Source organism: Sphingopyxis sp. PET50, assembly GCF_025244705.1.
Taxonomy (GTDB): domain Bacteria; phylum Pseudomonadota; class Alphaproteobacteria; order Sphingomonadales; family Sphingomonadaceae; genus Sphingopyxis.
The window spans coordinates 1,415,657-1,437,637 of the sequence record NZ_CP104207.1 but is presented as its reverse complement, the minus strand read 5'-3'; the positions used below and the strand labels follow the sequence as shown (position 1 = coordinate 1,437,637).

General features: G+C 66.4%; 21 protein-coding genes, 1 tRNA gene and 8 pseudogenes. 16 read left to right on the top strand and 14 right to left on the bottom strand.

The window, feature by feature from the left end; all coding sequences use genetic code 11:
• Positions 1-69 precede the first annotated feature (69 nt).
• The gene (locus N0A20_RS07480) at positions 70-567 is read left to right on the top strand and encodes an ATPase (RefSeq protein ID WP_260583255.1); all 498 of its coding nucleotides are present in this window, start codon (positions 70-72) and stop codon (positions 565-567) included.
• Positions 560-1,106, top strand: a pseudogene (locus tag N0A20_RS07475) (F0F1 ATP synthase subunit B). The gene N0A20_RS07480 and the pseudogene N0A20_RS07475 overlap by 8 nt, the downstream one beginning before the upstream one ends.
• Before the next feature lie 56 nt (positions 1,107-1,162).
• On the opposite strand, the gene N0A20_RS07470 reads toward N0A20_RS07475, so the two are convergent.
• The 3 genes and pseudogenes from N0A20_RS07470 to N0A20_RS07460 all read right to left on the bottom strand — a co-directional run bounded on the left by N0A20_RS07470 (position 1,163) and on the right by N0A20_RS07460 (position 2,541).
• Positions 1,163-1,327 carry a hypothetical protein gene (locus N0A20_RS07470; RefSeq protein ID WP_260583254.1) on the bottom strand — a complete coding sequence of 55 codons (165 nt, stop codon included), beginning with the start codon at positions 1,325-1,327 and terminating at the stop codon, positions 1,163-1,165.
• Positions 1,328-1,643: 316 nt separating this feature from the next.
• Positions 1,644-1,811, bottom strand: a pseudogene (locus N0A20_RS20600) (glutathione S-transferase N-terminal domain-containing protein); the annotation flags it as partial.
• Positions 1,812-1,821: 10 nt separating this feature from the next.
• Entirely contained in the window at positions 1,822-2,541 is a 720-nt protein-coding gene (locus N0A20_RS07460; protein WP_260583252.1) for an SDR family oxidoreductase, read from the bottom strand.
• Positions 2,542-2,612: 71 nt separating this feature from the next.
• On the opposite strand from N0A20_RS07460, the pseudogene uvrC reads away from it, so the two are divergent.
• From uvrC to N0A20_RS07420, 8 genes and pseudogenes are all read left to right on the top strand, one after another.
• Positions 2,613-4,543 (top strand): annotated as a pseudogene (gene uvrC / locus N0A20_RS07455) (excinuclease ABC subunit UvrC).
• A 158-nt stretch (positions 4,544-4,701) separates the two neighbouring features.
• Positions 4,702-5,094 carry a PaaI family thioesterase gene (locus tag N0A20_RS07450; RefSeq protein ID WP_260583251.1) on the top strand — a complete coding sequence of 131 codons (393 nt, stop codon included), beginning with the start codon at positions 4,702-4,704 and terminating at the stop codon, positions 5,092-5,094.
• Positions 5,082-5,820: pseudogene (gene recO, locus N0A20_RS07445) on the top strand (DNA repair protein RecO). Before N0A20_RS07450 ends, recO begins: the two are co-directional and overlap by 13 nt.
• A gap of 215 nt (positions 5,821-6,035) precedes the next feature.
• Positions 6,036-7,037, top strand: a complete 1,002-nt coding sequence (gene leuB / locus N0A20_RS07440; RefSeq protein WP_409574774.1) for a 3-isopropylmalate dehydrogenase — start codon at positions 6,036-6,038, stop codon at positions 7,035-7,037.
• A gap of 5 nt (positions 7,038-7,042) precedes the next feature.
• Positions 7,043-8,253, top strand: a pseudogene (locus N0A20_RS07435) (trans-sulfuration enzyme family protein).
• A gap of 17 nt (positions 8,254-8,270) precedes the next feature.
• The gene (gene apaG / locus N0A20_RS07430) at positions 8,271-8,672 is read left to right on the top strand and encodes a Co2+/Mg2+ efflux protein ApaG (protein ID WP_260583861.1); all 402 of its coding nucleotides are present in this window, start codon (positions 8,271-8,273) and stop codon (positions 8,670-8,672) included.
• Positions 8,669-9,460, top strand: coding sequence for a LysR family transcriptional regulator (locus tag N0A20_RS07425; protein ID WP_260583249.1), 792 nt, complete (start codon positions 8,669-8,671; stop codon positions 9,458-9,460). Before apaG ends, N0A20_RS07425 begins: the two co-directional genes overlap by 4 nt.
• Positions 9,457-10,191 carry a hypothetical protein gene (locus N0A20_RS07420; RefSeq protein ID WP_260583248.1) on the top strand — a complete coding sequence of 245 codons (735 nt, stop codon included), beginning with the start codon at positions 9,457-9,459 and terminating at the stop codon, positions 10,189-10,191. Before N0A20_RS07425 ends, N0A20_RS07420 begins: the two co-directional genes overlap by 4 nt.
• Positions 10,192-10,200: 9 nt before the next feature.
• Here N0A20_RS07420 and N0A20_RS20060 read toward each other — a convergent pair whose 3' ends face one another.
• From N0A20_RS20060 to parE, 6 genes and pseudogenes are all read right to left on the bottom strand, one after another.
• Complete coding sequence (locus tag N0A20_RS20060) at positions 10,201-10,428, bottom strand: hypothetical protein (protein ID WP_312846668.1); 228 nt, start codon at positions 10,426-10,428, stop codon at positions 10,201-10,203.
• A gap of 349 nt (positions 10,429-10,777) precedes the next feature.
• A pseudogene (locus N0A20_RS20055) lies at positions 10,778-10,900 on the bottom strand (hypothetical protein); the annotation flags it as partial.
• A 609-nt stretch (positions 10,901-11,509) separates the two neighbouring features.
• The gene (locus N0A20_RS07405) at positions 11,510-11,851 is read right to left on the bottom strand and encodes a hypothetical protein (RefSeq protein WP_260583246.1); all 342 of its coding nucleotides are present in this window, start codon (positions 11,849-11,851) and stop codon (positions 11,510-11,512) included.
• Entirely contained in the window at positions 11,793-12,101 is a 309-nt protein-coding gene (locus N0A20_RS07400) for a hypothetical protein (RefSeq protein ID WP_260583245.1), read from the bottom strand. Before N0A20_RS07400 ends, N0A20_RS07405 begins: the two co-directional genes overlap by 59 nt.
• The gene (locus N0A20_RS07395; RefSeq protein ID WP_260583244.1) at positions 12,098-12,643 is read right to left on the bottom strand and encodes an RNA polymerase sigma factor; all 546 of its coding nucleotides are present in this window, start codon (positions 12,641-12,643) and stop codon (positions 12,098-12,100) included. Before N0A20_RS07395 ends, N0A20_RS07400 begins: the two co-directional genes overlap by 4 nt.
• A 56-nt stretch (positions 12,644-12,699) precedes the next feature.
• Positions 12,700-14,680: pseudogene (parE, locus tag N0A20_RS07390) on the bottom strand (DNA topoisomerase IV subunit B).
• A gap of 116 nt (positions 14,681-14,796) precedes the next feature.
• Between parE and N0A20_RS07385 the strand changes: the two are divergent.
• Complete coding sequence (locus N0A20_RS07385; protein WP_260583243.1) at positions 14,797-16,506, top strand: phospholipase D-like domain-containing protein; 1,710 nt, start codon at positions 14,797-14,799, stop codon at positions 16,504-16,506.
• A gap of 258 nt (positions 16,507-16,764) precedes the next feature.
• On the opposite strand, the gene N0A20_RS07380 is transcribed toward N0A20_RS07385, so the two are convergent.
• Complete coding sequence (locus N0A20_RS07380; protein ID WP_260583242.1) at positions 16,765-16,911, bottom strand: hypothetical protein; 147 nt, start codon at positions 16,909-16,911, stop codon at positions 16,765-16,767.
• A 188-nt stretch (positions 16,912-17,099) separates the two neighbouring features.
• Between N0A20_RS07380 and N0A20_RS20595 the strand changes: the two are divergent.
• Both N0A20_RS20595 and N0A20_RS20590 read left to right on the top strand, forming a co-directional pair.
• Positions 17,100-17,267 (top strand): annotated as a pseudogene (locus tag N0A20_RS20595) (hypothetical protein); the annotation flags it as partial.
• Between the two features lie 9 nt (positions 17,268-17,276).
• A complete protein-coding gene (locus N0A20_RS20590) occupies positions 17,277-17,477 on the top strand; it encodes an outer membrane protein (protein WP_409574814.1) in 201 nt (66 codons plus the stop codon).
• A 69-nt stretch (positions 17,478-17,546) separates the two neighbouring features.
• On the opposite strand, the gene N0A20_RS07370 is transcribed toward N0A20_RS20590, so the two are convergent.
• The gene (locus N0A20_RS07370; protein WP_260583240.1) at positions 17,547-17,942 is read right to left on the bottom strand and encodes a PaaI family thioesterase; all 396 of its coding nucleotides are present in this window, start codon (positions 17,940-17,942) and stop codon (positions 17,547-17,549) included.
• Positions 17,943-17,952: 10 nt separating this feature from the next.
• Complete coding sequence (locus N0A20_RS07365) at positions 17,953-18,648, bottom strand: GcrA family cell cycle regulator (RefSeq protein WP_260583239.1); 696 nt, start codon at positions 18,646-18,648, stop codon at positions 17,953-17,955.
• 110 nt (positions 18,649-18,758) lie between these two features.
• Between N0A20_RS07365 and N0A20_RS07360 the strand changes: the two genes are divergently transcribed.
• Positions 18,759-19,643, top strand: a complete 885-nt coding sequence (locus N0A20_RS07360) for an ABC transporter permease (RefSeq protein ID WP_260583238.1) — start codon at positions 18,759-18,761, stop codon at positions 19,641-19,643.
• Between the two features lie 9 nt (positions 19,644-19,652).
• On the opposite strand, the gene hspQ is transcribed toward N0A20_RS07360, so the two are convergent.
• Positions 19,653-19,979, bottom strand: coding sequence for a heat shock protein HspQ (gene hspQ, locus N0A20_RS07355; RefSeq protein ID WP_260583859.1), 327 nt, complete (start codon positions 19,977-19,979; stop codon positions 19,653-19,655).
• Positions 19,980-20,051: 72 nt separating this feature from the next.
• Between hspQ and N0A20_RS07350 the strand changes: the two genes are divergently transcribed.
• Positions 20,052-20,441 (top strand): hypothetical protein, encoded by a 390-nt coding sequence (locus N0A20_RS07350; RefSeq protein ID WP_260583237.1) that lies wholly within the window; start codon positions 20,052-20,054, stop codon positions 20,439-20,441.
• A gap of 61 nt (positions 20,442-20,502) precedes the next feature.
• Here the strand turns inward: N0A20_RS07350 and N0A20_RS07345 are convergent.
• Positions 20,503-20,594: transfer RNA gene (locus tag N0A20_RS07345), tRNA-Ser, on the bottom strand.
• Positions 20,595-20,694: 100 nt separating this feature from the next.
• Here N0A20_RS07345 and N0A20_RS07340 point away from each other — a divergent pair.
• Positions 20,695-21,975, top strand: a complete 1,281-nt coding sequence (locus N0A20_RS07340) for a right-handed parallel beta-helix repeat-containing protein (RefSeq protein ID WP_260583236.1) — start codon at positions 20,695-20,697, stop codon at positions 21,973-21,975.
• Positions 21,976-21,981: the final 6 nt, after the last annotated feature.

Genomic DNA, 21,981 nt, shown 5'->3' with positions numbered 1-21,981 from the left:
TCGTCGGCGGGGCAGGCGCTTCGGTGCCCGCCCCGCGGCCGCTTTCCTCTTTGTTCGTTGAGATAGTCCATGCCTCAGATCAGCCAATTCGCTGAAAACTGGTATGCCGCATCGCAGATTTTCTGGGTGCTGCTGACCTTCGGCTTCGTCTTCTTCGTCATCGGCCGCGGCATGCTGCCGAAGATCGAGGCGACGGTGGACGCGCGCGACCGCAAGGTCGCCGACGATCTCGCGGCGGCAAAGGCGGCGCATGCCGCCGCCGACGCGCTCGAGGAAAGCTATCGCCAGCAGGGCGACGCCAGCCGCGCAGCCGCGCAGAAAGCGGTGGCCGACGCCAAGGACAAGGCCGCGAAGGACGCCGAAAAGCGTCTTGCCAAGGTCGATGCCGAACTGGCGGAAAAGCTGGCTGCGGCTGAAGCCGATGTTTCGGCGGCGCGCACCTCGGCGATGGCCGAGATCGAATCGGTCGCGGCCGAAGCGGCGAGCGACCTGGTCGCCAGGCTGTCGGGCGTGAAGGTCGGCGCGGCGGATGCCAGGTCGGCGGTGAAGGCGGTGCTCCATGGCTGATTTCCTGTTCATCCTCTCCGAAGCCGCGGGCGAGACGCATGTCGAACCGGCGTCCTTCGGTTTCATCGACGCGACCGTCTGGGTCTCGATCGCGATGGCGATCTTCATCGCCATCCTGCTGTGGAAAAAGGTGCTCGGCGCTGGTGGCGGGCATGCTCGACAACAAGATTGCCGAGATTTCCAAGCAGCTGAACGAGGCCGAAGCGCTGCGGCTCGACGCCGAATCGCTGAAGGCCGAATATGAGGCGAAGCTCGCCGACGCGGCCAAGGAAGCCGACGAGATGCGCGCGCGCGCCGAGGCCGAGGCCGAAACCCTGGTGGCCAAGGCGAAGGCCGACGCCACCGCGCTGATCGCGCGCCGCAAGCAGATGGCCGAGGACCGCATCGCGGCGGCCGAAGCCGGGGCCCTTGCCGAGGTCCGCACCGCCGCGGCCAAGGCGGCGACCGAAGCCGCGGCCCGGCTGATCGCCGACAAGCATGACGCATCGGCCGACAAGGCGATCGTCGACAAGGCGATCGCGGCGGTCGCCAAGGGCTGATCTTCGGCGACAGGGTCGAAACAGGGCGCCCGCGGACATCCGCGGGCGTTTTGCCGTCAGGACTGCGCGGCCAGTTCGGCGACCCACGCCTTGGTCGCCGGGCAATGGTCCATCGCCCGGCCATAGGCCGCGCGGCTCGTCGTGTGGGCGATATAGGCCAGCTCGGTTGCGCCGAAGGCGTAGCCGATGGTCCGCTGGGCAAACTCGAGCGCATAGGTCACCGAAATGTCGGCGGCGGTGAAGCGGTCGCCGAGCGATATAGGGCGTCTTCGCCAGCTGGCGGCGCACCAGCCCGAGCCGGCTTTCGAAGGTCTCCCGTGCCCAGCCGACGGTCCAGTTCCGCTTCTCGGCGTCGGGGGCCAGGATATTGGTGGCGACGATGGCGTTGACCGGCCCCGCCAGCCCCGCTTCGCCCATATGCAGGAACTGCAGATAGGCGGCGAAATCCGGGTCGCCGGGCTCCGGCGCCAGCGGACCGGGACCGTAGCGGGCCAGCAGATACTGAACGATTGCAATCGACTCGACCATCACCGTGCCGCCGTCGACGATCGCCGGAATGAAGCCCGCGGGATTGATCGCCAGGAACTCGGGGTCGTTCTCGACCCCGGCGAGCAGATCGACCTGCCGCAGCCGGTAGGGCAGGCCCAGTTCCTCGAGCAGCCAGGCGACGCGGAAACCGCGGCCTTCGCCATAGACGGTGATCATCGCACGCTCCTCAGAACTGGATCATGATCCGCCGCGCCAGGGCCGGCGAGATGCTGTGGACCATCTGCAGCAGCTTCACCATCCCGGCGTTGACCTCCCGCTTGCCCGTCCGGATGCCCGCGACGATCTCGGCGGCGCAGTCGTGCGCGCTCATCTTCCTGCCGCGGCGGCCCGCGGTCATATTGGTCTCGACCACCGGCGGCAGCGCCTCGATAACACGGACATTGCTGTCCTTGAGCAGGTGACGGATCGCCTGGGTGTAGCTGCGCAGCCCCGCCTTGGTGGCGCAATAGATCGACCCGCCGGCCCGCGGCGCAATGGCGAGGCCGGAGGTCACATTAACGATCGCCGCCTCGGGCTGGGCGCGCAAGGCCGGCAGCAGCCGGGTGCAGAGCGTGATCGGCGCGTCGAGATTGGTGCGGATGCAATGTGCCGCGCTGTCGAGCGTGTCGGGCTTGTCGAGCTCATAGTCGCTGCCGACGCCGGCATTGTTGACGAGGATCGCCAGCGGCTTGCCAGCAACGCCCGCCAGCACAGCCTCGATACCCGCCGCGGTCGACAGGTCGCCGGCAATGGTGCCAAACCCCAGCGCCGCCATCGCCTGCAATTTCTCCGCCGAGCGTCCCGTGACGATCACCTCGGCGCCCGATCCCTGCAGTTGCAATGCGATCTCGCGTCCGATGCCGTCGCTGCCGCCCGTCACCAGCGCCAATTTGCCGCGTATCTCCATCGACCCCTCCGATGACTGTTTTACCCGCCGCACTATGGCGGGTCGCATCGTCCTCGCCTACATGCAAAATCATGGCCCGCCCGAACGCTCCCGACCGATTCAACGAAGAGAAGGCGACCTATGTCATGCGCGGCGAGGGGGCGGACAAGCCCGACCTCGAACGCGGTGCCGAGGCGATCCGCAACGTCGTGAAGAAGCTGCCGGTCCGTCCCGGCGTGTATCGCATGCTCGATGCGCGCGGCGACGTGCTCTACGTCGGCAAGGCGCGCGCGCTCAGGAACCGGGTGACCAATTACACGCAGGTCGCCCGCCTGCCGCAGCGGCTCCAGCGCATGGTCGCGCAGACGCGCGGCATGGAAATCGTCACCACGACGAGCGAGGCCGAGGCGCTGCTGCTCGAGGCGCAGCTGATCAAGCGCTATCGTCCGCCCTACAATGTGCTGCTGCGCGACGACAAAAGCTTTCCCTTCATCCTGCTGCGCGCCGACCATGATTTCCCGCGCGTCCAGAAGCATCGCGGCGCGCGGCGCGCCAAGGGGCGCTATTACGGGCCCTTCGCCAGCGCGGGATCGGTGAACCAGACGCTGAACGCGCTGCAGAAGACCTTTCTGTTGCGCAGCTGCACCGACAGCTTCTTCGCCAACCGCTCGCGGCCGTGCCTGCTCTACCAGATCAAGCGGTGCAGCGCGCCGTGCGTCGGGCGCATTTCGAAGGAGGATTATGCGCAGCTCGTCGGCGACGCGCAGGATTTCCTCGAAGGCCGCTCGACCGCGGTGCAGAAGCGGCTCGGTGCCGCGATGACGGCGGCCGCCGAAGCGATGGACTATGAGCAGGCGGCGGTGATCCGCGACCGGCTGAAGTCGCTGACCTTCATCCAGGGCAGCCAGTCCGTCCACGCCGACGGGCTGGGCGACGCCGACGTCTTCGCGCTCGCGGCGAAGGGCGGGCAGCTCTGCATCGCGGGTTTCTTCATCCGCGGCGGACAGAATTGGGGGCATCGCAGCTTCTTCCCCGCGCACATCGCCGGCGTGCCCGAGGAAGAGGTGCTCGAAAGCTTCCTGATGCAATTCTACGAAGGCGTGCCGCCGCCGCGCACGATCCTCGTCGACCGCGAGATGGCCGAACGCGCGCTGCTTGCCGAAGCCCTGGGCGAACTGGCCGAGCGCAAGGTCGAGATCAGCGTGCCGCAGCGCGGCAACCGCCGCCGCCTGCTCGAACAGGCGGTGCGCAATGCGGGCGAGGAACTCGACCGCGCGGCTTCGCCGAGAGCAGCAGCCAGGCGAAGCTGGGACGCGAACTCGCCGACCTGTTCGATCTCGACAACCCGCCACAGCGGATCGAGATTTACGATAACAGCCATATCCAGGGCACTAATGCGCTCGGCGCGATGGTCGTCGCGGGGCCCGAGGGCTGGATCAAGGGCGCCTACCGCAAGTTCAACATCAAGCGCGCCGAGACGCAGCCGGGCGACGATTTCGCGATGATGCGCGAAGTGTTCCAGCGCCGCTTCGCGCGCGCGATCGAGGAAGACCCCGAGCGGACCAAGGGCGAATGGCCCGATCTGGTGCTGATCGACGGCGGCAAGGGGCAGGTGTCGGCGGCGGGCGGCGTGCTGGCCGAACTGGGGATCGACGATCTGCCTTACATCGGGGTCGCCAAGGGCCCCGACCGCAATGCCGGGCGCGAGACCTTCTACCACCCCGACGGGCGCGAATTCACGCTGCCGCCGAACAATGCGGTGCTCTTCTACATCCAGCGGCTGCGCGACGAGGCGCACCGCTTCGCGATCGGCGCGCACCGGCAGAAGCGCGCGAAGGCGATGGGTAGCTCGCCGCTCGACGAGGTGCCGGGCATCGGCCCGGCGCGCAAGAAGGCGCTCCTGATGCATTTCGGCACCGCGCGCGCCGTGCGCGGCGCGAGCCTCGAAGATTTGCAGAAGGCGCCGGGGGTAAGCGCGGCGGTGGCGCAGGCTGTGCATGATTTCTACCATGCGGGACGATGATTGATCTAAGCCCCTCCCCTTCAGGGGAGGGGTTGGGGTGGGGGCCCTCGGCCTTGCGCAAGGCTTCGGGCCCCCACCCGCTGCGGCCAGGCAGCAAAGCTGCCAAGTCTCGCTGCCCTCTCCTGAAGGGAAGGGCGTCAATTGGGGAAAGGAATGTTATGGATTTTGGCGCGATGATGCCGCTGGCGGGGACGCTGGGCGTGACGATCCACGAGGGGACGAAGGAGCGTGTCGCGGGCAAGCTGCCGGTGCGGGCCGACATCTGCACCGCGGGCGACATCGTTCATGGCGGCGCGATCATGGCCTTTGCCGACTGCCTCGGCGCGGTGGGCGCTTTCTTGACGCTGCCAGAGGGGGCGAGCGGCACGACGACGATCGAGAGCAAGACCAACTTCCTCGGCGGCGGTCCCGTCGGATCGGTGCTGATCGGCGAGGCGACCCCGGTGAAGATCGGCAAGCGCGTGTCGGTGTGGCAGACGCATATCCGGACCGAGGATGGCGCCGATGTCGCGCTGGTGACCCAGACGCAGCTGGTACTTTGGCCAGCCTGAGCGCCGAAGCGATCGTCTGCGCGGTCCGCGCGCATGGCGAGCATGGCGCGATCGTGCGCGCGCTGACGCGCGAGGCGGGGCTGGTCGCGGGCTATGTCCGCGGCGGCCGCTCGCGGCGGCTGCGGCCGATCCTGATGCCGGGCAATCTCGTCGCGCTCGAACTGCGCGCGCGGACCGAAGAGCAGCTCGCCGGAGCGACCGCGGAATTGCTGGCGAGCCGGGCGCCCTTGCTCAGCGAGCCCTTGCCGAGCGGCGGCGATCGACTGGGTCACGAGCGCCACCGCGGCGATCCTGCCCGAGAGCCAGCCTTATCCGGCGTTGTATGCCGCGCTGTCGGGCCTGCTCGACGCGGTGGCCGTCGCGCCGTCGGCGCGGCAATGGGCGGCGGCGCTGGCGCGCTATGAACTGTTGCTGCTGGCGGAACTGGGCTTCGGACTCGATCTCGACGCGTGTGTCGTCACCGGTTCGCGCGCGCATCTGGCGTTCGTGAGTCCAAAGTCGGGCGGCGCGGTCTGTATCGAAGCGGCGACCGGCCATGAGGAGCGGCTGCTGCGCCTCCCGGCCTTTCTGCGCGGCGATGGTCCGGCCGGATCGATGACCGACGTGCTCGACGGACTCGCGATCACCGGTCATTTTCTCGACCGCGACCTGATCGAGGGGCGTAATCGCGAGTTGCTGACCGTGCGCGCGCGTTTGGTCGACCGGCTGGGCAGGGCGGTTGCGTGACTCGCCGCCGCTGTCTAGAGCGGCACCGTCAAACCAAGGCTATCCGCCCATTCCGTTTGTGCTGAGCTTGTCGAAGCACCGTCCTTTCCCTTGACGGCGCCAGAAGAGAAGAACGGCCCTTCGACAAGCTCAGGGCGAGCGGCTTGTTTTCGGATGGAAGGGCGCGCGCATTGAATATCCTGCTGCTGGCTGGCGACGGTATCGGTCCGGAAATCATGGCGGAGGCCGAGAAGGTGCTGGCCGCGCTGGCGCTTCCGGTGACGCTGGACCGGGCGCTCGTCGGCGGGGCGGCTTATGCGGCGACCGGCCATCCGCTGCCGCCCGAGGCGCTCGCCAAGGCGAAAGCGTCCGACGCGATCCTGTTCGGGGCGGTCGGCGACCCGCGCTTCGACACCGTCAAGCGCCACCTACGCCCTGAGCAGGCGATTCTCGGCCTGCGTTCGGAACTGGGGCTGTTCGCCAATCTGCGTCCCGCCAGATTGTTTGCAGGACTGGAGGATAGCTCGGCGCTCCGGCCCGAGGTCGCGTCGGCGATCGACCTGTTGATCGTCCGCGAGCTCAACGGCGACGTCTATTTCGGCGAAAAGGGCACGCGGACCACGCCGGGTGGCGAGCGCGAGGGCTATGACATCATGTCGTACAGCGAGAGCGAAGTGCGACGCATCGCGCATGTCGCCTTCCGCGCCGCGCAGGGACGCAAGGGGCGGCTCTGTTCGGTCGACAAGGCCAATGTGCTGGAGACGTCGCAGCTGTGGCGCGACGTGGTGATCGAGGTTGCAGCCGACTATCCCGACGTCGCGCTCAGCCATATGTATGTCGATAATGCCGCGATGCAGCTGGTGCGCAATCCGGGGCAGTTCGACGTGGTGGTCACCGGCAATCTGTTCGGCGACATCCTGTCCGACCAGGCGTCGATGTGCGTCGGCTCGATCGGGCTGCTCGCCTCGGCTTCGCTCAGCGAAGGCACACAGGGACTGTACGAGCCGATCCACGGCAGCGCGCCCGATATCGCGGGCAAGGGCATCGCCAACCCGCTGGCGATGATATTGTCGCTCGCGATGCTGCTCCGCCACTCGGGCGGCGACGAGCCGAACGCGGCGCGGATCGAGGCGGCGGTGGCGAAGGTGCTCGCAGACGGGTGCCGCGGCGCCGATCTCGGCGGGACCATGGGCACGGCGGCGCTGGGCGATGCGGTCGTGGCCGCTTTGAACGGATAAGGCAGATGAAGAAGACAACCGGTTTCGATCGCAGCAAGACGCGGGGCTGGCATCCCGCGACGCAGGCGGTGCGCGGCGGCACGTGGCGTAGCGAGCATGGCGAGACGTCCGAAGCGCTCTTCCTGACCTCCGGCTATACCTACGACGATGCCGAGACGGTTGCCGCGCGTTTCATGCCGGCGAGGCGCAGGGCATGACCTATTCGCGCTTGCAGAATCCGACCGTCGCCATGCTCGAAGAACGCATTGCCCTGATGGAAGGCGCCGAGGCGTGCCGCACCCAGGCAACGGGCATGGCCGCGATGACGACCGCGCTGCTGTGCCAGCTGTCGGCGGGCGATCACATCGTCGCCGCGAAGGCCGCCTTTGGCTCGTGCCGCTGGCTCGTCGACCATCTTTGCCCGCGCTTCGGGATCGAGACCAGCGTCATCGACGGGCGCGACAATGACGCTTGGGACAAGGCCATCAAGCCGAACACCAAGGTCTTCTTCTTCGAAACCCCCGCCAATCCGACGATGGATATCGTCGACATGCGCCACGTGTGTTTGCTCGCGAAGGCGCATGACATCACCACCGTGGTCGATAACGCCTTCGCGACGAGCGTCCTCCAGCGGCCGATGGAATTCGGAGCCGATGTCGTGGCCTACTCCGCGACGAAGCTCATGGAAGGGCAGGGGCGCGTGCTGGCCGGGGCAGTGTGCGGGACCGAAAAATTCATCAACGATGTGTTGCTGCCGTTCCAGCGCAACACCGGTCCGAACCTGTCGCCGTTCAACGCCTGGGTGGTGATGAAGGGGCTCGAAACCCTCGACCTTCGCGCGCGGCGCCAGTCGGAAAACGCCCTTGCGGTGGGCAAATTCGTCGAGGGACGCGTGCCGCGCATCCTTCACCCCGGTCTTGCCAGCCATCCGCAGCACAATCTGGCGAAAAGCCAGATGGAGGATTGCGGCCCGATCTTCTCCTTCGTCCTCGATGGCGGGGCGGAAAAGGCGATGGCGTTCCTCAACGCGCTGGAACTCGTCGATATCAGCAACAATATCGGCGATTCGCGCAGCCTCTGCTGCCACCCCTGGACCACGACGCATTATGGCGTGGCACCCGAAGCGCGACTCGACATGGGGGTCGAGGAAGGGATGCTGCGCATCAACATCGGGCTCGAAGATCCGCGCGATGTGATCGCCGATCTGGACCAGGCATTGACCAGGGTCGGGCTTTAGGCGAACCTGCGGCCGTGATGATCGACTCCTTCTTCCCCTATGCCGAGACGACGGGAGCGGTCACCGTGCGCGTGGCGGTCAGCTATCTGCCCGAACAATCGCATCCGTCGCTCGGACGCTGGTTCTGGGCCTATCATGTGCGGATCGAAAATCATGGGGACCAGATGGTGCAGCTCATCAGCCGCCACTGGCGCATCGTCGACGGCCATGGGCAGGTCAGCGAGGTCGAGGGCGAAGGCGTGGTCGGCGAACAGCCGATCATCGCCCCCGGCGCGGCCTTCGATTATGTGTCGGGATGCCCGCTCCCGACCCCCGAAGGATCGATGATCGGCAGCTATGACATGGAGGCCGAGAACGGCCAGCATCATCTGGTCGCCATCCCGCATTTCCCGTTGAAGATGCCAGCGACCGCCCAATGAAACGCACCCATTTGCCGCTCAACGCGCTGCGCGTGTTCGATGCAGCGGCCCGCCACCTGAGCTTCACCCGCGCTGCCGACGAGCTGGCGGTGACTCCCGCCGCCGTCGGGCAGCAGATCCGCGCGCTCGAGGATATGCTGGGCGTCGTACTGTTCCGCCGGACGCCCAAGGGGTTGGAATTGACCGGCGAGGCCGAGGCGGGGCTCGACGCGCTGCGGCAGGGGTTCCTGCAATTCGAGGAATCGGTCCGCGCGATGCAGGCGGGGCAATCGTCGCAATCGCTGACGATCGCGGCGCCGCGCGACCTGACCGCCAAATGGCTGGCGCCGCGGCTCGCACGCTACAGCCAGCAGGCGCCCGACGTGCGTTTCACGCTCGTGTCGGCCGATGGCGGCATCGATTTTACCGAGGCGAACCTCGATCTCGCGATCTTCTGGACCGACGGGACAGGCGATCATGAGGGCGTCGCGCTGGCCGAACCGACAATGGTCACAGTCGCGGGCCCCGGCAGCGACAGCGACACGCGCATCGCCTGGCCGGGATGCCCGGTCGACGACGGCGAACCCGCGCTGCGGCTCGGCGATGCCGGACTGGCGATCGACGCCGCGGCGAACGGGCTGGGGCAGGCGAATGTGCCCGCCATGCTCGCCGAAGCCGATATCGCGGCAGGCCGTGTCCGGCTGGTGCGCGAGGCTTTTGCGGTGAAGCGCGGTTACTGGCTGGTCGCGCCGACACCGCAGTGGCGGCAGGCGAAGGTCAAGGCGCTGGTGGCGGCCCTGACGGCATGAAGTTGCGGTTCCTCCTCGCGGCCGCCGGCCTGTTCGCGGTGTTCCCCGCGTCGGCATCGACCTTTTTCGACGTCACCAAGACATGCCCTGTCGATGGCGAGACCTTCAGCTTTTCGGAGCTGGGCAGCATCTCCACCTTCGGCTCCTTTCCCGACGGGATGCCGTTCGGGTCGGGCTATTTCCCGATCAGGATGCCCGAATGTCCCGGCAACGGGCTCGTCATGTATCGCGAATTCACCGATCAGGAAATCGAACGCCTGCGTACGCTGATCGCCAGTCCCGAATATCTGGCGCTGCGGCGGGGCGACAATGCCTATTATCGCGCCTATTGGCTGGAAAAGCAGCTGGTGCCGTCGTCGGATATCCTGATCCCGCTGCTGATGCGCGCGGGTTGGGATGCGAAGAACCAGGCGCCCGGTGGGGAGCAGGCGCTTCGCTATACCGGCGAATTGATCGACGCGATCAAGGCCGAGCTGGCCGCCGAGGTCGGTGCGAATTCGGTCGTACTGCAATTGCGGCTGGCCAACGCACAACGCGAGCTGAAACGCTTCGACGACGCCGCGGCCGTGCTGCAGGCGATCGTGATCGATGACGGCCTGCGCGTCGATGAAGAGTCCCGCGAGGACGCCGCCGAGGTCCGCAAATGGCTGGCCAAGCTCAAATCCGGTCTGGGCCGCGCGATCGAGCGCCGGGACGACAGCCGCTACCCGACCAACATGCGCGAACGCTGAGCGCCGCGGCTATTTCGCCGCGAGGGAGAGCAGCCGGGTGACCAATCCGACCATCGTGTCGGTCGAGACCGCCGCATCGGGATTGTTCCAGCCCATGGTGACGACATACCATTTGCCGTCGGACTTGCGCTGGCCGAGCAGGCTCATCGACAGCACGCCGAGTTCGGAGCCGCCCTTGTAGCCGAGATAGGACCAGTCGGCGGCTGCGGCCGGGCCGACGCCGTTGTTGATCGCCATCGCCGCCATCGCTTCCCGCGATCCGCGTCGAGCGCAGGTCGACGAAAGCGCGCGCGATATCGTCGGGGCTCGCGAACCATTCGAGGCTGTCGATGAAACGCGGGCCGCCGCTGAAGCTGACGCCGTCGATATTGTCGAGGGTCAGCCGTTCCCTGTTCGCATCGAGCAGCTTGCGCTGGGCCGCGTCGTCGGCCGCGATGAAGGCGGCGCGTTCCTCGGCGAAATTATTGCCCTTGAGGGCGAAGGCCTCGACCGTCGTGAGGAAGGGGATGTTGCGCGAGGGCGCGCTGTGGCCGCTGCCCTTCATCCGCGCCTCGATCCTGTCACGGCCGAGCAGGTGGATCAGCGTGTCGGTGGCGCCATTGTCGCTGACCGAGATCATCCAGTTGGCGAGCGTCTGCAGCGTGACGGGCGTGTCCTTTGGCCAGTTGGCGGTGGCGGCGGACGAGAAGCTGGCGTGGCTGAGCGGCACGACATCGGACCATCGGCGCTCGCCGCACGGCCACCTGCGCGGCGAGTTCGTCGAGGATGTAGAGTTTGAAAGTGGATCCGATCGCCAGTTGCCGGTCGGCGTTGCGGGAGGAGAGGGGCTTCACCGACTCGCCGTCGAGTTCGGCGACGAGAAAGGCGGTAGCGCCCGGAAGCGCCGCGATTTCGGCGGTCGCCTTGTCGAAGCTGTCGCCGCTCACTTCGAAATGGGCGATGCGCAGCCCGGTCACCTTTTCATCGGTGCCGGTTTCGACGTCGAGCAGGACCGTGCCGACGCCTTTCTCAAAGCGCAGCAGCACCGTTCCCGAGCGCCCGTCGGTCGAGGTCGCCTTCTCGACCGCGAGCGGCTGGCCATATTGCGCGATCAGGCTGGCGGCGATCGCGTCGAACTGCGCTTCGGGCACGGCGGTCTGGAAGGTCGGGTCGAAATAATCGGCGAAGGCGACCTTGCCGGTCAGCAGATCGACGAGCTGCGCGGCGCGGCGATCGAAGGCCGTGGCGGCGCTGTTTGCCGTCTCCGGCATCTGCTGCGCGAGCGCCGCGGGGGCGGGCAGGGTCAGCGCCACTGCGAGCAAGGCCGTCAGGAAGGGTTTCATTCGCTGTCTCCAATAGGCGCCGCCGCGCGGTCGATGCGGTCGATCTGGGCGCGGAGCATGGCGGCGGCGCGGTGGTTGAGCAACCAGACGCCGGCGAAAAGAAGCAGGGGAAGGCCCGCGTAGAGCGCGAGGCCGAGCGGCGTGGCCATGCCGGTGACGATCGCCTGCGCGGTCATGAACAGCACGAGCCCGGGGACCAGCGGAGCGAGATACCAGATGCCGACGCGTGCCAGCATATGTTCCTCGCGAACCAGCCGGGCGCGGTAATAGGCGCGCACGTCAGCGGCCTCGGCATCGGCGTCTGGCCGCGACGTGCGGCGCGCAAGCTGCCAGACCACCACCAGCACGCTCGGCGATCACCAGCAGGCTGGCGACCTTGAACAGCGCGCCGGGCAGGATGACGGCATAGAGGGCAAAGGCGACGAGCACGATCGCGGCGGCGCCATATTCGACGCGGTTGCGGCGCCGGACGACGTCGCCGAGCCGCGACGCGCGGCGTTTGATCTCGTCGAGGGGAAGCGGGGCGAGGGCGACGTCATCGGTCTGCCACAGCGCGCGCAGGCTGAAATCGTCTTCATAGTCGGTCATCGAACGTCTCCGGTCGCAGCGAAGCGGCGCGCCAGCATGGTCTTGAAGCGGTGGATTTTGGTTGCGGCGACATCGGAGGTCACGCCCGTCACCTCGGCGATCTCGGCGCCCGCGACGCCTTCGAGATAGAGCAGCAATATCTGGCGGTCGGGCGGGTCGAGCCGGTCGATGATCGACAGGATCAGCGCCATGGCTTCTTCGTTTTCGGCGCGGTCGGATGGCGAGGGTGCATCGTCGGACAGTTCGACATCCTCGATGTTGCACCAAGTCTTCTGGCGTTTGCGTGTCAGCACATAGGATGTCGCGCGATTGTGCGCGACGCGCCAGACCCAGGTACTGATCGCACAGCGGCCGTCGAAGCGGACGAAGCTTCGCCAGAGCGCGACCTGCAATTCCTGTTCGAGATCGCGGCGCAGATCGGGATCGGCCTCATAGCCGCGCGCCAGACGGGCCATTGCGCCGCCATATTGCGCCATCGCCGCGGCGAATAGGCCATCCTGCTCGCTTTCTTTCACCCCGGTCTCCAGCTTTTCGCGTCGCATGTCCCTTTAGTCGGGCGCGGCGCGGATTTCTGACAGAGGGGACGAAATTTTTTCCGTCAGGCGTCGATCGCCGCTTCGTCGAGCGTCGCGGCATTGGCCTGGATGAACTGGAAACGATGCTCGGGATGCTTGCCCATCAGCCGGTCGACGAGGTCTTTCACCAGATGCCGCTCCTCATATTCCTGCGGCAGCGTGACGCGCAGCATCGAGCGTGTCGCGGGGTCCATCGTCGTTTCCTTGAGCTGGTTCGGGTTCATCTCGCCGAGCCCCTTGAAGCGGCCGACTTCGACCTTCTTGCCCTTGAACAGCGTCGATTCCAGTTCGGCGCGGTGCGCGTCGTCGCGGGCATAGGCCGAGGTGCTGCCCGACGTCAGACGATAGAGCGGCGGCTGTGCCAGATAGACATGGCCGTTGCGCACGATGTCGGGCATTTCCTGGAAGAAGAAGGTCATCAGCAAGGTTGCGATATGCGCGCCGTCGACATCGGCGTCGGTCATGATCACGATCTTTTCATAGCGCAGCCGCTCGGCGTCGCAGTCCTTGCGCATCCCGCAGCCGAGCGCGAGCGCGAGGTCGGCGATTTCCTGGTTGGCGCGGATCTTGTCCGAGCTGGCGCTGGCGACGTTGAGGATCTTGCCGCGGATCGGCAGGATCGCCTGCGTCTTGCGGTCGCGCGCCTGCTTGGCGCTGCCGCCTGCGCTGTCGCCCTCGACGATGAACAATTCGGTGCCTTCAGGGCCGTCGTTCGCACAGTCGGTGAGCTTTCCGGGCAGGCGCAGCTTGCGCCCGCTCGTCGCGGTCTTGCGCTTCACCTCGCGCTCGGCCTTGCGCTTCAGCCGCTCGTCCATGCGTTCGAGGATCAGCCCTAGCAGCGCGCGGCCGCGGTCCATATTGTCCGACAGGAAATGGTCGAAATGGTCGCGGATGGCGTTTTCGGTCAGGCGCGCGGCCTCGGGGCTCGACAGCCGGTCCTTGGTCTGGCTCTGGAACTGCGGGTCGCGGATGAAGATGGACAGCATCATCTCGCCGCCGTTGAAGACGTCCTCGGCGGTGATCTGCGCCGCCTTCTTCTGCCCGATCAGCTCGCCGAAGCCGCGCAGCCCCTTGGTGAGAGCGGCGCGCAGGCCCGCCTCGTGCGTGCCGCCCGCCGGGGTCGGGATGGTGTTGCAATACCAGCTGTACGAACCGTCGGACCAGAGCGGCCAGGCGATCGCCCATTCGGCGCGGCCCTGGTCGCCCGGAAACTCCTGCCGCCCGACGAAGGGTTCGGCGGTTGCGCATTCGCGGCTGGCGATCTGTTCCTTGAGGTGATCGGCGAGGCCGCCGGGGAATTGGAAGACCGCTTCGGCCGGGGTGTCGTCGCCGATCAGTTCGGGCGCGCATTTCCAGCGAATCTCGACGTCGGCGAACAGATAGGCTTTCGAGCGCGCCATGCGATAGAGGCGCTGCGGCTTGAAGCGGCCATGGTCGCCGAAGATTTCGGGATCGGGGATGAAGGAGACGCTGGTGCCGCGGCGGTTCGGCGTCGGCCCGAGCTCTTCGAGTCCGCCGAGCGGCGTGCCGCGCGAGAAACGCTGGCGATAGAGCAATTTGTTGCGTGCGACCTCGATCACCGTGTCGGTCGACAGCGCGTTGACGACGCTGACCCCGACGCCGTGGAGGCCGCCCGAGGTCGCATAGGCCTTGCCCTCGAACTTGCCGCCCGAGTGGAGCATCGTCATGATGACCTCGAGCGCGGATTTTCCGGGGAATTTGGGATGCGGATCGACCGGCATCCCGCGGCCGTTGTCGACGACCGTCAGCCGGTTGCCGACGTCGAGGATGATTTCGATCCGGCTGGCGTGGCTAGGCGACCGCCTCGTCCATGCTGTTGTCGATCACCTCGGCGGCGAGATGGTGCAGCGCCCGCTCGTCGGTGCCGCCGATATACATGCCGGGGCGGCGGCGCACCGGTTCGAGCCCTTCGAGCACCTCGATCTGCGAGGCGTTGTAGCTGTCGGTGGCGGGCGTGTTGCCGTCGAACAAATCGTGACTCATGACGATGCTATAGGGGCCGGGGAGTCGGCGTGGCAAGGGCGTCTGTGGCGCTTTCGTCCCATACGCGCGGCGCGCCATCTGCTATCGGTCGGGTCCGGGAAGGCGGGGAGGCGGCGATGGCGAACGACTGGCTGGTACGTGGGCGCAACAGCGCGGCGCTCTTCAAGCTCGCCCTGCATCGCGGCGAGGGCATGGTCCTGATCGGGATGGACTGGAAAGACGGACCTCCGGGGGACGATTTCGTCGGCTTTTCGATCGAGTTTCGCTATCCGGGCGGCGACCGTTATTGGCCGGTGCGCAATCGCATCGCCTTTGCCGACCGGATGCTGCCGCGCGATCCGGCCAGCGCGGCGCCGCAATATCCCAGCACCGAGGCCCCGTTTCAGGTTTTCCGCTGGATCCATTTCCCGCGCGTCGGCGATCAGCCGGGCAAGTTCGCCTATCGCGTGACGCCGATGTTCATGAACGAGTCCGGGGTGCTGGCGCGCGGCGAGGCGCAGGAGGCCGAGATCGACCTCCATTCCAAGACGATGCCCGGTGCGCTCAACATCGCCTTCACGCGTGGCTATGTGTCGTCGCAATCCTTCGTCGATCGTTTCGGCGGCGAAGCGGCGTTCGGCGGGCTGATTCCGAAAAGCGCCGACGAGGGGATCGGCTTCGTGCCGACGCATCCGCAGGCCGCGGAAGCCTATGGCTGGATGGGGTTCGAGGCGCGTGCCGAGATACTCGCTCTGCTAAATAGCGCGATCACCGAAGGCGCAGCGGTTGCCGTCGTTGCTTATGAACTCAATCTGCCCGAACTGGTCTCCCTGTTCGTGCAGATGGGGCCGAAACTGTCGATCATCATCGACGACAGCAGCGACAAGGGCGAGGCGCATTCGGCCGAAAGCGTGGCGGCGGAGCGGCTGACCGCCGCGGGTGCGCAGGTTCGCCGTCAGCATATGGGCAATCTGCAGCACAACAAGATGATCGTCGTCGATGGTCCGGTCACGCAGGCGGTCGTGCTGGGGTCGACAAATTTTTCGTGGCGCGGCTTCTATGTGCAGGCGAACAATGCGGTCATCGTGCGCGGCGCCGCGATCGTCGCGCAGCAGATGGAGGCTTTCCATTCCTATTGGCCGGGCAGCGCGAGCGGGTTCACCGCGAGCGCCAGTGCGGCCTGGCGCCCGCTTCAGATTGCCGGTCTTGACGCGGAGATCACCATGTCGCCGCACAAGGCGAGCAATGCGACGCTCGCGGCGATCGGTGCCGACATCGCAACGGCGGAATCGAGTCTCTTCTATTCGCTGGCCTTTCTGGCGCAGACCGGCGGTGCGGTGCGTCAGGCGATCGAGACGGTCACCCAGGATCCCGACATCTTCGTCTATGGCATGGCCGACAAGAAGCTCGGCCTGATCCTGGTGCCGCCCGACGGCAATCCGCAGCCGGTGGCGCCCTCGGCGCTCACCAAGAATCTGCCCGAACCGTTCCGGTCCGAGGCCACGGGCGGTTTCGGGGTCAAGATGCACCACAAGTTCGTCGTCATCGATTTCGACCGCCCGAGCGCGCGCGTCTATCTTGGCAGTTTCAATTTCTCGAAGCCCGCCGACCTGTCGAACGGCGAAAACCTGCTGGTCATCCGCGACCGGAAAATCGCCACCGCCTATATGGTCGAGGCGCTGCGGCTGTTCGACAGCTATCAATTCCGCCTCTCGGTGGCGAAGGCCTCGCACAGCGGCGAGGCCAAGACGCTCAAGAAGCCGCCGCGCCTTCCGGGAGAGGTCGCCTGGTGGGCCAAATTCTGGGACATCCCGGTCCGCGCGCGCGACCGCAAGCTGTTTTCCTGACCCGGCCCGCGGCGCCGCCGTTCACCGGCACCGACCACTCGGTTCGCCCCGTTTTGCGAACAGGAGGGAACCCCGCTTGTCCGGGACGGGTTTCTCCGCCGACGTAAAGTCCTTCAAAAAGCGGAGTTAAATCATGAAAATCCTGTCCCTCTTCGCCGCTTCGGCGGCTGCAATGGCGCTCGCCCAGTCGGCGCTTGCGCAGAGCGATCGCGACAAGTCGCAGGACTTCGACGGTCCCTATATCGGCGTCACCGGCGGTTACACGGTCCAGCCGAACGATGCGCGCGAGACGCTGGTCTTCGATACCAATCGCGACGGCACCTTTGACGACACCGTCAATACGTCGGGCGGCGCCGATGCCTTTTCGCCGGGCTTCTGCGGCGGCTCGCCGACCAGCACCGCCAACGTCGGTTGCCGCAACGACAAGGATGGTTTCGAATATTACGGCAAGCTCGGTTACGACAAGCGCATGGGCAATTTCGTGCTCGGCGCGGTGATCGAAGGCGGCCGCAGCGAGGCGCGCGACAGCGTGACCGGCTTCTCGTCGACCCCGGCGGCTTACCGCTTCAACCGCTCGGCCGATTATCAGGCCAATGCGCGGCTCCGCGCCGAGCTACACGCCTGGTGGCGGGGTGCTCTTCTATGCGACGGGCGGCGGTGCCTATGCCAAGCTCGACAACCGCTTCTCGACCACCAACAGCGTCAACAGCTTCGCCGACAACGGCCGCACCAACGGCTGGGGCTATGTCGCGGGCGGCGGGGCCGAGGCGATGCTGACGCGGAACATCTCGCTCGGCCTCGAATATCTCTACACCGACATTCAGGACGATGATTTCGTGGTGAATGTCGGGCCGGGGACAGCGCCGCCGACCAACCCCTTCCTGCTCGACGGCGGCGGGACCGACATCAAGCGCGGCGACGATCATTTTCGCACCCACAGCGTGCGGGCGAGTTTGAACTTCCGCTTCTAGAGAGTTGGCACGCCGCGGAAGATTGGGGGAAGGCGCCGGACCTGCAGGAGGTCTGGCGCCTTTTCCACGTCAAGCGGTCGGCGCTGCGAAGATCGCGAAATTGCCGTTGGCGCTGCTGACCAGCTTGCCGTGCTGATAGAGCCGCGCATCGACATTGGCGATGCGCTTGCCGCGGTGGAGGACCTCCGCTTCGCAGGTCAGCCGTCCTTCCACGGTCCGTGCATGGTAGTTGAACTTGATTTCGAGCGTGGCGCACCACTGCTCGTCGCCGAGCAGGCTGGTAAGGGCGCCGCCCATCGCCGTGTCGGCAAGGCTGTAGGCGACGCCGCCGTGCGCCGCGCGTTGCGGGCTGAAATGCCGTTCGGCGTCGATGTCGATCGCCATCGTGCAGCGCCCGTCGCCGCGCTCGACCATCTCGAGGCCAAGCGCGCGGGCAAAGGCGAAATCCTGCGTGAATGGCCTCAACGGACGCCCTTTACCGGACCCGGGGGCCTCCAAACGGCGGCGGCGGCGGCGGGCGGCGCGTGCCGCGCGGCAGCTGCGCCTGATAGGCGCGGCCGCAATGCTCGACGCAATAGGGAAAGCCGGGATTCACCGCTTCGCCGCAGAAATGGAAGTCGGGTTCGCCCGGATGCCCCATCGGCCAGCGGCAGATGCGGTCGTTGAGGTCGAGCAGCGTCGTCTTTCCCGCGATTTCGGGACTCGGCTTGGCCGGGACCAGACGGCGCGGCGGCGCGGGCGGAATCGGGGCCTGCTGGTCGCCGGGGCCCTGGCGGATGAAGCCGCCGGGGCCGATCGACACGATCCGCGGCATATCGGGCTTCGGCGCGGCTTCGACGCCGCCGCCGTGATCGCCGTCCGGCCGGGACGCGGGCTTGGATTCGGCGCGTACCGGGGCGACCGGGCGGGCAGGGGCGGGGGCGACGGCGCGCGGCGTTGCGGCGGCCGGGGCGACCGGTTTCGGCGCGGCGGGCGCGGTGGGGGCCTTCACCGGCTTGACCTTTTCGGTCGCCTTCACCGGCGAGGGGCGCGATTTCAGGCCCAGGCGATGCGCCTTGCCGATTACCGCATTGCGGCTGACCCCGCCGAGTTCGTCGGCGATCTGGCTGGCGGTCAGCCCCTTTTCCCACATGCTGCGCAGTTGCTCGATGCGCTCGTCGGTCCAAGACATTCTTCAAATCCTCATCTGCCGCCGTGCGGGCGGTTCGGCCGTTCCTTGCGAAATGCGACCGTCGTAGCCCAGCTTGCGGGAAAGTCGGGGAGGCGATAGGCGAGAACGCCATGAACGACCAGCCCCAAATTTCGCGTCCCGACTCGGGCACCGTGCCGGGTGAATTCGCCGCGACGCCTCCGTTTGCGGAGCCCGGCGTACCGCATATCCGGACGCTCAACGTTCCGGGCATGCAGGCGCTATATGTCAAAGAGGTGCGGCGCTTTTTCAAGGTGCAGCTGCAAACAATCTGGGCGTCAGCGATCACCACGCTCCTTTTTCTCGTCATTTTCACCGTCGCGCTGGGCGGGGCGGGGCGCACGGTCATCGGCGTTCCCTTTGCCGATTTCGTCGCGCCTGGACTGATCATGATGGCGATGCTGCAGAACAGCTTCGCCAACTCCTCCTTCTCGCTGCTCGTTGGCAAGATCCAGGGCACGATCGTCGACTATCTGATGCCGCCGCTTGGCGTCGGCGAGCTCATCGTCGCGCTGATCGGGGCGGCGGTGACGCGGGCGATCCTGGTCGGGCTGGCGCTGTGGCTGGCGATGCTGCTGTGGCCCGGCGTGCACGTGATGCCCGACCACTTCTGGGCCGTCGTCGTTTTCGGGGTGCTCGGCGCCGCGATGCTGGGTTTCCTGGGGCTGATGACGTCGGTCTGGGCCGAAAAATTCGACCACGCGGCGGCGGTGACCAACTTCGTCGTCACGCCGCTGGCGCTGTTGTCGGGCACCTTTTACGCGATCGACCGGCTCGCACCGGGCTTTCAGGCCGTCGCGCATGCCAACCCGGTCTATTACGCCATCATGGGATTTCGCTACGGCTTCATCGGCACGGTCGATTCGACGATCGCCAATCCGGTACTGACCGCGGTGCTGGTGCTGGCGGGCGTCAACGCGGTGCTGGGGATCTTCACCTATCGGCTGCTCGCCTCGGGCTGGAAGCTCAAGGCCTGACCGACCGGGTCAATGGCGGTGGATGGCGCGGAGGCGGTAGCGCCCGTGCTCGAGCCCGTCGAACATCGCGTCGATCTGCGGATGATCGACCGGGCCATGGTCGCCGTCCGCAACCAGATTCTGCTGGCTGACATAGGCGATATAGGACAGATCCTCGTTTTCGGCGAGCAGGTGATAGAAGGGCTGCTCCTTAACCGGGCGCATGGCCTCCGGGATCGCTTCATACCATTCGTCGCTGTTCGCAAAGACGGGGTCGATATCGAACACGACACCGCGGAAGTCGAACAGGCGGTGGCGAACGATATCGCCAGGTGCAAAGTGCGCACGGTCGATCAGCGGCGCCGCGAGCGCCCTGTATCCATGCGGCTGGCAACGCGATGGAGGATTCGGAAGTCATGAACTCAATCTATGGCTATTCCTTCCTGTTTCAAGCCCGTTACATTCACTCTGCCGAATCCGTCTGCGGCGATGATTGCAGAGGTGTTGGCAAGTCGGGTTGGTGTGCCCGAGCGGCAGGTATTCCGATCAACCCGGCTCCGGGGCCTCGTGTCGAGCTTTGGCGGGCGGAAGGATCAGGTGCGGGCCTTGAAGGTTGCGGCCTGTACCGGGACAGGCGGGATGGATCGGCGGCGTCTTTGGCCGGTATATCCTTTGCCTCGGCCTGCCGGTCTTGAGGCGCCCGCAGACAAGGCGCTGACTTACACCATCGTGGTAATTGTCGTGGCGGTCGTGCTGCTCCTGATCGCGGGTGCGGTCGTCGCGGCGCTGTCGGCGCCATCGCTCGTCGCCATTCGCTAGGCGGAGCCATCCGCCCGCTGGCCGGGAAGGCAGCTCTGCCTGGCTGGTCGGGTCAGGGAAATGGAGGAGAGTGAGGGATTCGAACCCTCGGTACCGTTGCTCAAGCACTTCGCATTTCGAGTGCGACGCTTTCGACCACTCAGCCAACTCTCCTCGCTGAGGCAGACGCCCCTAGCGGCGCTCCGCCGATCTGGCAACCCCTGTGTCGCGCGCCAGCGGGAGACGGGGCGGAAACCGTCATGATATTAGCCGGTTGGCCGGATGGAAGACGCGCCGCGCCGCCTTGGTTAAGCACTTGCTACCCATGATCAGTCCTGCCATGGTCTCCGCAGGAGACGGCAGCTTCGAGAGAGCACCGAATCTCCATGTCCGTCGGAGATGCGCAGCGGGGGTCGCGCGAGTCAGTTTCTTCCGATCGGTGCATTGTGGGAACACGTTCCGGCTGGCCTTGACCAGGCTTCGGGACGATGATGGGGGTGTATCGATGAACAAATATGTATGGCGCGGCTTGGTGGCCGCATTCGTTGCGTTGCTTGCCATCCCGCTGGCGACGCCAGCCTCGGCGCAGGCGACGCGCACCTGGATTTCGGGCGTCGGCGACGACGCGAACCCGTGCAGCCGGACGGCGCCGTGCAAGACTTTCGCCGGGGCGATTTCGAAAACCGCCGCGGGCGGCGAGATCAATTGCCTCGATCCGGGTGGTTTCGGCGCGGTGACGATCACCAAGTCGATCTCGCTGATCTGCGAAGGCGTGCTCGACGGCATTCTGTTGACGAGCGGCAACGGGATCAACATCGTCGTCGGCGCAAACGATGTCGTGCTGCTCAGCGGATTCGACATTCAGGGCTTGGGACTCGGCACCAACGGCATCCGTTTCACCAGCGGGGTCGGCCTGCACCTCAGGAATTCGACGATCCGCGGCTTCCGCGGTTCAGGCGGCTACGGCATCAATTTCGCGCCCACGTCGCCCGCGGCGACGCTGGTCGTCGATAATGTTACCATCGTCGATAATGGAGCGACCAGTGGCACGACCGGCGGGATTCTCGTCCAGCCGGCGGCCAATGTGGCGGCGACCGTCGCGATCACCAATATCCGCCTCACCGACAACAACCGCGGCGGCATCCGCTTCGACGCGGCCAACGCCGGTTCGAGCATCAAGGCGACGGTGTCGAACAGCGTCATCGCCGACAACCAGATCGGCGTCTACGCCCGCTCGGCGGCGGGCGGCGGCACGGCGAACGTCGTGCTGATCGATAGCGTGGTGAGCGGCAACAGCAGTTCCGGTCTCCTTGCCGAAGGCGCCAACGCCACGATCAATGCGACCGGCAACTCGATCGCGCAGAACAGCAACGGCGTCCGCGCGCTGACCGGCGGGAACCTCGTCAGCTTCGGCGACAATGTGCTGGTCGGAAACAACAACAACGGTGCTTTCACGGCGACCGTGCGGCAAGCAGTGAGCTTGGGTCGCGGGGCCGGGGCGATGCGCACCGGCTCCGCGTTCCCGATGGCATCACTTTGGGGGGAATCGCCATGAATCGTT

Bases quoted from the DNA above. Each gene is read 5' to 3' on its own strand.
- N0A20_RS07385 (WP_260583243.1), top strand. From the start codon at position 14,797: ATGGCGAACGACTGGCTGGTACGTGGGCGCAACAGCGCGGCGCTCTTC.
- N0A20_RS07365 (WP_260583239.1), bottom strand. From the start codon at position 18,648: ATGTCTTGGACCGACGAGCGCATCGAGCAACTGCGCAGCATGTGGGAA.
- N0A20_RS07400 (WP_260583245.1), bottom strand. From the start codon at position 12,101: ATGACCGACTATGAAGACGATTTCAGCCTGCGCGCGCTGTGGCAGACC.
- N0A20_RS20060 (WP_312846668.1), bottom strand. From the start codon at position 10,428: ATGGCGATCAACAACGGCGTCGGCCCGGCCGCAGCCGCCGACTGGTCC.
- N0A20_RS07395 (WP_260583244.1), bottom strand. From the start codon at position 12,643: ATGCGACGCGAAAAGCTGGAGACCGGGGTGAAAGAAAGCGAGCAGGAT.
- N0A20_RS20590 (WP_409574814.1), top strand. From the start codon at position 17,277: ATGCTGACGCGGAACATCTCGCTCGGCCTCGAATATCTCTACACCGAC.
- N0A20_RS07425 (WP_260583249.1), top strand. From the start codon at position 8,669: ATGAAACGCACCCATTTGCCGCTCAACGCGCTGCGCGTGTTCGATGCA.
- N0A20_RS07420 (WP_260583248.1), top strand. From the start codon at position 9,457: ATGAAGTTGCGGTTCCTCCTCGCGGCCGCCGGCCTGTTCGCGGTGTTC.
- N0A20_RS07360 (WP_260583238.1), top strand. From the start codon at position 18,759: ATGAACGACCAGCCCCAAATTTCGCGTCCCGACTCGGGCACCGTGCCG.
- apaG (WP_260583861.1), top strand. From the start codon at position 8,271: ATGATCGACTCCTTCTTCCCCTATGCCGAGACGACGGGAGCGGTCACC.
- N0A20_RS07480 (WP_260583255.1), top strand. From the start codon at position 70: ATGCCTCAGATCAGCCAATTCGCTGAAAACTGGTATGCCGCATCGCAG.
- N0A20_RS07450 (WP_260583251.1), top strand. From the start codon at position 4,702: ATGGATTTTGGCGCGATGATGCCGCTGGCGGGGACGCTGGGCGTGACG.
- N0A20_RS07460 (WP_260583252.1), bottom strand. From the start codon at position 2,541: ATGGAGATACGCGGCAAATTGGCGCTGGTGACGGGCGGCAGCGACGGC.
- leuB (WP_409574774.1), top strand. From the start codon at position 6,036: ATGGCGGAGGCCGAGAAGGTGCTGGCCGCGCTGGCGCTTCCGGTGACG.
- N0A20_RS07350 (WP_260583237.1), top strand. From the start codon at position 20,052: ATGGCTATTCCTTCCTGTTTCAAGCCCGTTACATTCACTCTGCCGAAT.